At 64.6% G+C, this 10,155-nt stretch carries 13 protein-coding genes; 10 read left to right on the forward strand and 3 right to left on the reverse strand.

What is annotated here, in order from left to right:
• The first annotated feature begins 87 nt into the window (after positions 1–87).
• The 10 genes from rfbA to VHR41_05995 all read left to right on the forward strand — a co-directional run bounded on the left by rfbA (position 88) and on the right by VHR41_05995 (position 7,926).
• Positions 88–975 (forward strand): glucose-1-phosphate thymidylyltransferase RfbA, encoded by an 888-nt coding sequence (gene rfbA, locus VHR41_05950; GenBank protein HEX3233719.1) that lies wholly within the window; start codon positions 88–90, stop codon positions 973–975.
• Positions 972–1,520: a dTDP-4-dehydrorhamnose 3,5-epimerase gene (gene rfbC / locus VHR41_05955; protein ID HEX3233720.1), complete on the forward strand. Its 549-nt coding sequence runs from the start codon at positions 972–974 to the stop codon at positions 1,518–1,520. The genes rfbA and rfbC overlap by 4 nt, the downstream gene beginning before the upstream one ends.
• Entirely contained in the window at positions 1,517–2,401 is an 885-nt protein-coding gene (gene rfbD / locus VHR41_05960) for a dTDP-4-dehydrorhamnose reductase (protein HEX3233721.1), read from the forward strand. The genes rfbC and rfbD overlap by 4 nt, the downstream gene beginning before the upstream one ends.
• A 7-nt stretch (positions 2,402–2,408) precedes the next feature.
• Positions 2,409–3,476, forward strand: a complete 1,068-nt coding sequence (gene rfbB, locus VHR41_05965) for a dTDP-glucose 4,6-dehydratase (protein ID HEX3233722.1) — start codon at positions 2,409–2,411, stop codon at positions 3,474–3,476.
• Between the two features lie 747 nt (positions 3,477–4,223).
• Positions 4,224–4,355, forward strand: a complete 132-nt coding sequence (locus tag VHR41_05970; GenBank protein ID HEX3233723.1) for a hypothetical protein — start codon at positions 4,224–4,226, stop codon at positions 4,353–4,355.
• A 476-nt stretch (positions 4,356–4,831) separates the two neighbouring features.
• Positions 4,832–5,110: a hypothetical protein gene (locus VHR41_05975; protein HEX3233724.1), complete on the forward strand. Its 279-nt coding sequence runs from the start codon at positions 4,832–4,834 to the stop codon at positions 5,108–5,110.
• 67 nt (positions 5,111–5,177) lie between these two features.
• On the forward strand, positions 5,178–5,531 hold the full coding sequence (locus tag VHR41_05980; protein ID HEX3233725.1) for a hypothetical protein: 354 nt from the start codon (positions 5,178–5,180) through the stop codon (positions 5,529–5,531).
• Between the two features lie 108 nt (positions 5,532–5,639).
• Positions 5,640–6,770, forward strand: a complete 1,131-nt coding sequence (locus VHR41_05985; GenBank protein ID HEX3233726.1) for an outer membrane beta-barrel protein — start codon at positions 5,640–5,642, stop codon at positions 6,768–6,770.
• Between the two features lie 11 nt (positions 6,771–6,781).
• On the forward strand, positions 6,782–7,339 hold the full coding sequence (locus tag VHR41_05990) for a hypothetical protein (protein HEX3233727.1): 558 nt from the start codon (positions 6,782–6,784) through the stop codon (positions 7,337–7,339).
• Positions 7,336–7,926: a hypothetical protein gene (locus VHR41_05995; protein HEX3233728.1), complete on the forward strand. Its 591-nt coding sequence runs from the start codon at positions 7,336–7,338 to the stop codon at positions 7,924–7,926. Before VHR41_05990 ends, VHR41_05995 begins: the two co-directional genes overlap by 4 nt.
• Before the next feature lie 395 nt (positions 7,927–8,321).
• On the opposite strand, the gene VHR41_06000 is transcribed toward VHR41_05995, so the two are convergent.
• From VHR41_06000 to VHR41_06010, 3 genes are all read right to left on the reverse strand, one after another.
• A complete protein-coding gene (locus VHR41_06000) occupies positions 8,322–8,489 on the reverse strand; it encodes a hypothetical protein (protein ID HEX3233729.1) in 168 nt (55 codons plus the stop codon).
• A gap of 326 nt (positions 8,490–8,815) precedes the next feature.
• A complete protein-coding gene (locus tag VHR41_06005; protein ID HEX3233730.1) occupies positions 8,816–9,382 on the reverse strand; it encodes a hypothetical protein in 567 nt (188 codons plus the stop codon).
• Positions 9,379–10,155 (reverse strand): tetratricopeptide repeat protein (locus tag VHR41_06010; GenBank protein ID HEX3233731.1); only part of this gene is annotated, 777 nt, incomplete at its 5' end. The genes VHR41_06010 and VHR41_06005, both read right to left, overlap by 4 nt.

Below are 10,155 nucleotides of genomic sequence, written 5' to 3' on the forward strand. Positions count from 1 at the left end.
AGAGGTCCGCTGACTCGCGAGTGCGCCGCGCACCCACGTTCGAACATTATGGCACATGGTCAACCGGGGGATGATTTGGGAACTGAGCTGGTCGGACGAAAGGGGATTGTGCTTGCGGGTGGAACCGGTAGCCGGCTCCGCCCGGTCACCCTGGCTATCTCCAAGCAGCTGCTTCCCATATACGACAAACCGATGATCTACTACCCGCTCTCTACTCTGATGCTGAGCGGCATCCGGGATATTCTCGTCATCTCCACTCCGGAGGACCTGCCGGCGTTTCATCGTCTGCTGGGGGACGGCGAGCGCTGGGGAATTTCGTTGAGCTATGCCGCCCAACCCAGGCCCGAGGGACTGGCGCAGGCGTTCATCGTCGGTCGAGAGTTCATCGCCGGGGACCGCAGCTGCCTCATACTGGGGGACAACATCTTCTACGGCCAGGACCTGAGCGGCGTCCTTCAGCAGGCGGCGAGCCAGAGAGAGGGAGCGACGATTTTCGGCTATCATGTCATGAACCCGACGGCCTACGGCGTCATCGCCTTCGATGCCGCGGGCGCTCCCGAGTCCATCGAGGAGAAGCCGTCGCGTCCGGCCTCCAACTACGCCGTCACGGGGCTCTACTTTTACGACCAGCGAGTCGTCGATATCGTGCGAGAGATCCGACCGTCCGCACGGGGCGAGCTCGAGATTACCGATGTCAACGCCTGGTACCTCCGAGCCAAGGCCCTCCGAGTGGAGATCCTTCGGCGCGGTACGGCCTGGCTCGATACCGGTACCCACGAGTCCCTTTTGAAGGCGAGCATGTTCATTGAGACTATCGAGCAGCGTCAGGGCCTCAAGATCGGGTGTCCGGAGGAAATCGCCTTCCGTATGGGCTACATCGATGCGCCTCAGCTCGAGTCGCTGGCCCATGCCATCAGGACGAGCCCATATGGCGAGTACCTCCAGCGGGTGCTGAGCGAGGTCTCCCCTCAGTGAACGTGGCACAGACGAGCATTCCAGGAGTCCTGCTGATCGATACGATTGTCCACCGGGACTACCGCGGCCTGTTCGTGGAACTGTGGAGTGAAAACCGCTACGCCGCGATGGGCATCCCCGAGGTGTTTCGCCAGGACAATCACAGTCAGTCGGTCGGTGGCTCGCTGCGGGGACTGCACTATCAGATCGAGCAGCCGCAGGGGAAGCTGGTACAGTGTCTCACCGGATCCGTGTTCGATGTTGCCGTCGACCTGCGACGTTCCTCGCCGACCTTTGGACGGTGGCTCGGGGTGACGTTGTCGGCCCAGACGCATCAGCAGCTATGGATTCCGGCCGGCATGGCGCACGGTTTCTATGTCCTGAGTGAGTCGGCGGACGTCATCTACAAGTGCACTGAGGCCTATTCCCAAGCAGCCGAGCGCTGCATCCGGTGGGACGACCCGACCCTCGCGATCGACTGGCCGCTGGTGGCCGGGACTAGTCCTCGTCTCTCACCCAAGGACGCGGCCGGACTCCTCTTGACTGAGGCACCGACCTTCCCTTGAACGCATCGCCACCCGTTTCGACGCTGCTGACCGGCGCGGGCGGCCAGCTTGGCCGGGAGCTTCGGGCCGCCACACCGGAAGGCTGGGCTCTACTCCCCTACACCTCGGCCATGCTCGACGTTACCTCTGCGGAGGCGGTTGAGGCGATCCTGACTGCCGTGCGCCCCCAGGTGGTCATCCATGCCGCGGCCTACACTGCGGTGGATGCGGCGGAGAACGATCCAGAGCGGGCCCGGCTGGTGAACACGCGAGGTGCCGCCAACGTGGCCGAGGCGGCCCGACGAATCGATGCGCGGATGGTCCATATCTCCACTGATTACGTATTCGGCGGAACGCAGGGGCGTGCCTACCTGCCGGATGATGCACCAGCACCCCTGTCGGTGTATGGACGCTCGAAACTCGACGGGGAGCGAGAGGTGGTACGCTGTCGTCCCGAAGCAGTCATCCTCCGGAGCGCCTGGCTGTACTCATCCCATGGAAGCAACTTCGTCCTGCAGATGCTCGAGCGGATGCGAGCCGGGCAGGCATTGCGAGTGGTCAGCGATCAGGTGGGCTCTCCTACCTGGGCCCGCTCGCTGGCAGACGCCGTATGGCGAGCGGCTGCACGGCCCGAGGTTCACGGTGTCCACCATTGGACCGATGCTGGGGTCGCGACTTGGTACGATTTTGCCGTCGCTGTCCAGGAGGAGGCGATGACGCTGAATCTTCTCACCAATGGAGTATCGATCATGCCGGTCACCTCGGATGACTATCGGACAGCGGCTCGCCGTCCTGGCTTCAGCGTGCTGGACAAGCGTGCAACCTGGGCCGCACTCGACCTTCCAGTGCATCACTGGCGGGTAAATTTGCGGCGAATGCTGCAGGAGCTCGCCGGTGCGTAGCCTCCTGGTGACCGGCGGAGCCGGCTTCATCGGAAGCAACTTCGTCCGCTATTGGCTCGAGCGGCATGCCGATGATCACGTCATTGTCCTGGACAAGCTTACCTATGCCGGCAACCTGGTCAGCCTCGCCGACCTGCGCGCTGACCCGCGGCTGAACTTTGTCCACGGCGATATCCGCACTCCTGGGCTGGCCGAGCGCCTGCTGCGCCAGCATAAGGCGACGATCCTGGTCCATTTTGCGGCCGAGTCACACGTGGACCGCTCGATCGTCAGCCCGGAACAGTTTCTGGAGACAAACGTGCTCGGCACCCATGTTCTGCTGGAGGCTGCCCGAGCGGTCGGACTCGAGCGGTTTCATCACGTCTCCACCGATGAAGTATATGGGTCCCTGGATAGTGGCGAACCGGCATTCACCGAGAACTCGCCTTATGAGCCTAACTCACCATATGCCGCGAGTAAGGCGGCTTCCGACCATCTGGTCCGGGCCTATCATCATACGTACGGAGTTCCGACCACCGTGACCAACTGCTCGAACAACTACGGCCCCTACCAGTTTCCCGAAAAGCTCATTCCGCTGATCGTATTGAATGCCTTGCAGGGAAAGCCATTACCCATTTACGGGGATGGCCTGAACGTTCGCGACTGGCTCCACGTGGAGGACCACTGCCGAGCCATCGACCTGGTGCTCCGGTCGGGGAAAGTGGGTGAGGTGTACAATGTCGGCGGAGACAACCAATGGAACAACCTGGCGCTTGTCCAGCTGCTGTGCCGGCTCCTGGACGAGACCTTTGCCGGCACGCCTACTCTCGGCGGCCGATTCCCCCTGTGCCCCGCCTCTCGGCAGCAAACGGCCAGCCTGATCAGCTTCGTGCAGGACCGCCCGGGTCACGACCGCCGGTACGCCGTCGACTCCGAGAAGATTCGGACGAGCCTCGGATTCGTGCCGGGGGAAGCCTTCGCGAACGGCCTCCGCAATACGATTCAATGGTACTTGCAGAATGAAGCGTGGTGGAACACAGTCATGACCGGCGCGTATCGCGATTGGATCCGGCACTGGTATGGACAGGACGCGTGACTTCCCATCTACCTTCCCGCATTTTGGGCCCCGTTGGCTGAGATAATCCTCCGGATTGACTCGTGGAGACGAGGGAAGGCAAGCCCGACCGAATGACGACCCCCGACACCGTGATCATCCGTGCGGCGGCTTTGGTACGCGCATGCAACCGATCGCCCGCTGGCTTCCCCAAGGAGCTGCATCCAGTCTCGCTGACGCCGCTGATCCACTGGGCGTTGGGCGAAGCCGCCGACGCGGGCCCCTGGCACGAGCCATCGTCGTCATCAATCCGGCTAAGCCCATTCTGGGCGAGGTGGCGCGGGTCTCCGGGCGACATGGTTTCCAGGTAGAGTTGGACTCGCAGGATCGCCCGGCCAGCCTGGGAGACGCGATGGCTCGGGCACGGCCCCGAATCGGCGAGCGACCGTTCGCGGTAGTGCTGCCGGACAATCTGTTCCGCGGTCCCGACCAAACATCGGCCGTGTTGGCGTCCTGGGATCGTTACATGCTCGCGAGCGCGCTGATCGCCGAGGTCTCGGCGGACGAGACGCAGAGCAAGAAGCGGGGGGCGCGCCCGGGTGCGCGAAGAACCCGACGGTTCGCTCAAGGTAACGGACTTGGCGGACAAGGGCCGCGGGCGGTTCGACACCGGCGGCGGTAGCCGGGCCGCGACCCCGATCGGAAAGTTCGTCCTGCCAGCCGCCACCTGGGGGGAGCGGGACGAGGTCGCGAGATCGCTGCCCCGGGTGGGGGGGGGACGACGTGCCGTTGCTTCAGCGCCTGGCGCGGCGGAACGCGCTAGTGGGCGCGCGGTGCATGGCGGAGTTCATCGACGTCGGGGTGCCCGAGGGATGGAAGGAGGCGGTGGCGGCATTTCCGCCGGTGCCGGCAGGCCGGTGAGCCGGCGGCGGTCGCCGGTTCGAGACGCCGGCTGACCAGTTCGGGCGTGATGGCGCTAAGGATTTACTTGAGGTCAGGTGTGATGTAAGCTGTCGCGGTGAGTGGAGTATCAGGTCGACGCTCTCGCTGCCTTGCTCGACTCGCCGGGGGTGAAGAACAGCTTCACCAGGAGCCGGAGAGAGAGCTTGGTCCACGAAGATCATCGTCAGCTCCGGCTTCTCCAGGTGCACGATGTCCTGGCCCCTCTCTGAACTTACTGCTCGACGAGGTGCTGGCCGCCATCGATGTCGAAGGTCGCGCCGGTCACTATTGTGTTTGTCATCAAGTGGACGGCAGGACGGCGATGTCGGCCGGGCCGACGACGCGCCGATCGGCAGCGTCGTGCGAAGCTGCTCGCGACGTGCTTCCAGCTGGTCGGTTCCCCCCTGGCGCACTTTGCTCGCGGCGTCCCGAGCGACCTGGAGCGGCAGTAGAAGATGGGCGTCGACCTCGCGGCGTGTCGTCAGTGGGGCGTAGTGGTGACCGGGGCCGGTGACCCGCACATGGTCGACTGGGGTGGGCAGCTCCTCGAAGAAGCTCGCCAGCCGCTCAAAGTCCATCGCGTCGAAGGCGGGGATGCTAGCAGCTCCGAGCTCGAGGCCAACGCGGTGCAGGCGATCCGGCTCGCGCGCCATCAGGATCGCCTCCGCTCCCGCCTCCCGGGCCCGCCGGGCCGTCTCGAGGCCAATCCCTCCGCTATCACCGGCCGGAATTAGCGGACAGCGGTCCCGCCGGTACCATCCGCTGCCCTCGGGGCCCATCATGGGTTACCTTATGCGTCTGATGCCCCGACTCTTCGGCTCCCCCCGGTTTGCCTCTCTGGTCCTGGGCGCCTTCATCATGGCCCAGCCGCTGGCGGGGTGTGCAGCGCTGTGCCTGGTCCAGCGACATCACGCGTCGCACCTGATGGCTGGCATGGATGGCGGGTCAACGGCGACGAGCCGCACTACCTGTCACAGCGGCGTCACCGACGCCGACCACATTACGTCGATCCAGGTACTATCGCCGATGGAGCCGGCAACGGACCCGGTCCTGGCCGAGCTTCCCAGCGAGGTGATGCAGCCGCTGGACGTGCGTCCGATCCTGCCTCCGCAGATTTCTTCCACGCCCGAACCGCCGCCCCCCCGCTCCGTCTGAACCCCAGATAACTCACTTGGACCTTCGCGCGCGACGGCTCCGCCGTCGGCGCGGCGTCTACCGCAACCCTGCGGCGACGCAGGGGCCTCAGATCCGGGAGCAGACGACATGCGAGCTGTGGCTTGCCTGTGCTTCATGCTTGGCCTTGCCGGCGGCAAGGTCGCCGCGCAGAACCCATCGGACCAGCCGGTCACGCTCGAGGGGCCCGGCGACGTCCAGGCGGTGACCGGCGAGGACGAACATCAGCTGTCCATCACGGGCTTCGGCGTCGGCGGCTACACCTACGATGGCAAGACCCACGACAACTCCGCCGCGGCTGGAAAGGTGGCCGTGGCGCTGTTCCGCGAGCTGACCGACAACCTGTACGTGTTCGGCCAGCTCACGACTTCGATTTCCGACCAGGCGGCGCAGGGCGAGGAGCCCACGACGGAGATCGAGATCGACAACCTGCTCGTGAGCTTCACGCCGAAAGGTGCGTCGAATCTCAACCTCACGTTCGGCACCCTCGACGCCCCGATCGGGTTCGAGCGCGACGACGAAGTGTTGCTGCTCACCCCGACCACGTCGTTCAACTTCGAACTGGCGCGGCCGGCCAAGCTGACCGGCCTGTTCGGGACCTACACGCTGAGCCGCACGGTGGACCTCACGGCACTGGTGGCCAACGGGTGGGATTCGCCGGTAGATGCCAACCATGGGAAGACCGTCGGCGCCCGCCTGGGGCTGCTCCCAACGGAGCGGGCGAGCGTCGGCTTGAGCGCGCTGTACGGCTCCGAGGGGGAAGCCGGCGAGACCAATGACCGCCTGCTGCTCGCCGCGGACTACGTGGTCCAGCCCAGCCGCGACTGGATCGTGGCGGGCGAGGCGAACTACGGGAAGGACATCGACCTCCCGGACGACGGCGGAAACGCGAGCTGGACCGGCGCGACGTTGATCGTGCACCACCAGGTGGCGCGGCACTGGGGCATCGCCGCGCGGGCGGAGGTTCTAGATGACAAGGACGGCTCCCGCACCGGCCAACCGCAGACGCTCACGTCCTATACCATCGCGCCGATCTACTCGATCGGGGTGGGACGCGAGGGAATTTTCGCCAACATCCAGCACACCACCTACCGGATCCCGCGCTTCCAGCTGAGGGGCGAGGTCCGGCTCAACCACTCGGACGTACCCTTCTTCGAGACGTCGGACGGCGCCGGCCAGTGGGGAGTGCAGTACAGGGTGCAGCTGGTGACGACCTTCTAGCGGGGCGTGCCATGGGTCTCTACAGTCTGCGTCAGGCGAACCGGTCGGTGAAGCTCGGGGTGGTGCTGTTTCTCCTCGTGCTGGGTTACTCCTATCTGTTCGCGTTCCTGATGGTGAAGACCTGGTCCGGGCTTACCCCCGCCAAGGTCGCGGCAACCTACGCGCCGGCCGCGGGCATGGACGAGATGCATATGGCGACCGAGTCGCACGCGGCCACCCAGCCGCTCGATCTCGGGGCGGTCCCCGAGATGCAGCATACGGTGGACACCAACACGCTCATCCAGGACAGCCATATCCACATCATGATCTACGCGATCGTGGCGGCGCTGCTGACGTTGATCATCCTCGGGCTCGACTGGCCGGCCTGGTGGCGAGACACCGTGATCGTCGTCGCCTTCGCCACCGGTGCGCTCGACTTCGCCGGCCAGTGGCTCATGAAGTTCGGGCTGGGTGGGTTCGCGTGGCTCACCATCGTGTCCGGCTGGGGCATGTCCCTGATCTATCTCATCGTCCTGTACTCGACCGTCCGGGCGGTCCTGCCCGGCAGATCGACGGAGGGTTCATCATGAACAACTTCAGACGCCTCACCGCGGCCGCGGCGCTCGCGCTCCTGCCCGCCACGCTCGGCGCCGTCGCCCATCCCACGCCCAAGGTGGTGCTGGTCAAGCACGCCGACTTCATCCGGCAGACCCTTCAGGGTGCCCGCCAGTATTTTCTTCGCACGGTGGACATCGGCAAGCAGGATCTCGCCGCCATCCGTCACTCCGGCGATTTCACGCCCGACGAGCCGGACGTCCAGTTCTATCTGGGCCAGGGCGATGGTGGGGCGTCGGTGGGCGTGGTCTTGTTTCAGCAGGTGGACACGCCCCACGGGCCGATCGAGGTCGGGCTCACGTTCGGTGCCGATGGGGCGATCGCCCGGGCGATGGTCACGACCGCGACGGTCGAGACCAAACCTTGGGTGCAACAGGCCATCGGCACCGGGCTCATGGACCGATTCACCGGGATGCGGCAGGGTGACGATGCTCGGAAGGCCCTGGTCGGAACCGAAGCAAAGCTCGGTGGAATGCCCCAGTACATGGCGGAGCTGATCGCGACGGCGGTGGGAAGGGGCCTGGTGCTGTATTCGACGTTGTACAAGGCCAGCGCGACGTAGCGGGGGTTGGCACCCGCGGCGGAGTTCGCGCGCTACTTCAAGCGAGGAGGGCTAAGTCGTTGTGGTAAAAGCGGAGTGCCCGAGGCGAGATTCGAACTCGCACGGGGTTGCCCCCGGTGGATTTTGAGGCTCCTGAGCACTAAGGCCAGCTCGGACCGACTCGCGTTTTCTCCTCGGAGCACTTCCCCGCCCCGCTCCCTGCTCGGTCGCACTCGGTCCGCTCTGGCGTGGTCGGTCCCTCAGAATGTCCCTCAGCTGTCACCGGAGAACCATTCCCCCATTCGTCCAGGGCTCCATTCGTCCAGCAAACGCTTGGACGAATGCCAGATATATATACTACTACTACTTAGCATACATTCATCCAAACTTAGGTTGTGTTGGGACGAATGGGGAGCTCAACGGCGCCGTGGCGGCTTCTTCCCCACGCTGATCTTCCTCGCGTCGTCCCACTTGATCCCGCAGGAGCAGACGTGTTTGCCGCTGTGGTCCTTGGTGTGGTAGCAGGAATGATCGTGGGTGGAGCTGGTGAGCCGGGCACCGCAGGCGAGCTTGTAGTCGCGCATGCTGAGAAGTCTAGCGCCCCAACGTTGCCGCGTCGCGCGGGCGTGATTAGTCGGCCAACATGAGCAGAGGTAAGCGGCGAAGGCGTATCGTGAAGTCGATTGCTCACGCGTCCGGCAGACACACGTCCGGCTTGTCGATGCCTAAACCTGATGGCTAGGCCTTGGTGAACATTTTGTCATGTTCCCCCTGAATTTAGGGGGTGAGGTGTGCGGGATGCACGGCCGGAGCGTGAGAAATGTGCAGGATGTTCGGATGAAGTTGACACAGAAATTCGCACACCCAGAATCGGCAACCCATCGCACGCCTCGTAGCGGCTCTAACTGCGCTACGACCCGTTCACCAGCCGCTCGAAGCGCGGGTTGCCCCGGAGAGGGGCGAAGGTGGGGTCGATCCTAAGCAAGCCGGGCGATATCCTACTACCCGAAGTCCTCAGAAGCGGTTCGAGCTGGTCGAGCGCCTTCTCCGGCTGCTCCGCCAGGAGATGAATCCGAGCCAGCAGAAACTGAATGTAGGACTGTTGCCATGTGGGAGCGGCGGCAAGCTTTGCTGCGTTCAAAGCCTCGTCACCTTTATCGATGGCCTCCTGCGTCCTCCCAAGATAGGCGAGGGCAAGCGCCTGCAGCCCGCTGGTTTGAGCTCGAAGCCCTTTGTTCAACACATGCTGGAGTTCCGCCCCATACTCCACGCTGGCCGTATCGGCATATACCCGCGCCGAGCGCCTGTCACCGCGTCTCCAATACGTCTCAGCCAGCGCGAGCGCCCAGTCGGCGCGACTGCCGTCTAGATCCGCCGGGGTCAGGGTAAGGACCCGACGCTGCTGAGCGTCATCGAGGAGCCACAGGAGATATTCCCGGAGCGCCACATACGCCACGACGGTGGTGGAATCGGTCACCTTGTGTGCAAGGGCAAGCGCCTTGCGAGCCCCCCCAGGTCGCCCTGTGCGGCATGCAGTTCGGCCTGGTCGTGGAGCAGGCTCAAGCTCGATGGACGGAGCGCACGCGCACGATCAAGGGCAGCTTGGGCCTCACTGTAGCGTCGAAGTCCCAAGTAGATGTCGAACAGCCCTCCCGCAACATCAGGAGAGCGGGGGTCAAGGCGAGCGGCCCGCTCAAGATGTGCGAGTGCCGCAGCCGACCGGCCGAGGGTGGCCTCCGCTCCCGAGGCCAAGCTCAGGAGATCGCTGCGGTTTGGCGCGCCACGCAACCCCGCCTCATACTCTCGGAGGGCGCTCGCCGCATCCCCGCGTATTACCTGCTGGTACCATCCTTTAGCTGCATGAACGTCCGGCAGCTCCGGTCCCAGAGCAGTCGCTCGCTCGACTTCGCGCCCCGCTGCTTCGGCATCTCCCGCCTGCGTTCCACCGAGGCGGAATAACAGGATGTGAGTTGTTGCCAGCTCAGCCCAGGCGGCTGCAAAGGTGGAGTCGAGGGCGACCGCTCGTCGGAACTCGGCTTCGGCGGCATGAAGGACGCCCGGCGCGATATCCCCGGTGCGTATTTCCTTCCCGCGAAGGTAAGCATCGTAGGCATCGAGGTTCTTCGTCGGTCTCACCGCCAGCTCCCGGCGGGTGCTGTCGGTCAGGGCCACGTCCAGCGCGCTGGCGACCTGGCTTGCGATGTCGGCCTGCACTTGGAACACATCGGTCAGCGCCGCGTCGAATCCCTG

The organism is Gemmatimonadales bacterium, assembly GCA_036265815.1.
Taxonomy (GTDB): Bacteria; Gemmatimonadota; Gemmatimonadetes; order Gemmatimonadales; family GWC2-71-9; genus CAVVWJ01.

Excerpts from the sequence above, each read along its gene's own strand:
- VHR41_05975 (HEX3233724.1), top strand. The coding sequence starts at position 4,832 with ATGGGCGTCGACCTCGCGGCGTGTCGTCAGTGGGGCGTAGTGGTGACC.
- VHR41_05980 (HEX3233725.1), top strand. The coding sequence starts at position 5,178 with ATGCCCCGACTCTTCGGCTCCCCCCGGTTTGCCTCTCTGGTCCTGGGC.
- VHR41_05985 (HEX3233726.1), top strand. The coding sequence starts at position 5,640 with ATGCGAGCTGTGGCTTGCCTGTGCTTCATGCTTGGCCTTGCCGGCGGC.
- VHR41_05990 (HEX3233727.1), top strand. The coding sequence starts at position 6,782 with ATGGGTCTCTACAGTCTGCGTCAGGCGAACCGGTCGGTGAAGCTCGGG.
- VHR41_05995 (HEX3233728.1), top strand. The coding sequence starts at position 7,336 with ATGAACAACTTCAGACGCCTCACCGCGGCCGCGGCGCTCGCGCTCCTG.
- VHR41_06000 (HEX3233729.1), bottom strand. The coding sequence starts at position 8,489 with ATGCGCGACTACAAGCTCGCCTGCGGTGCCCGGCTCACCAGCTCCACC.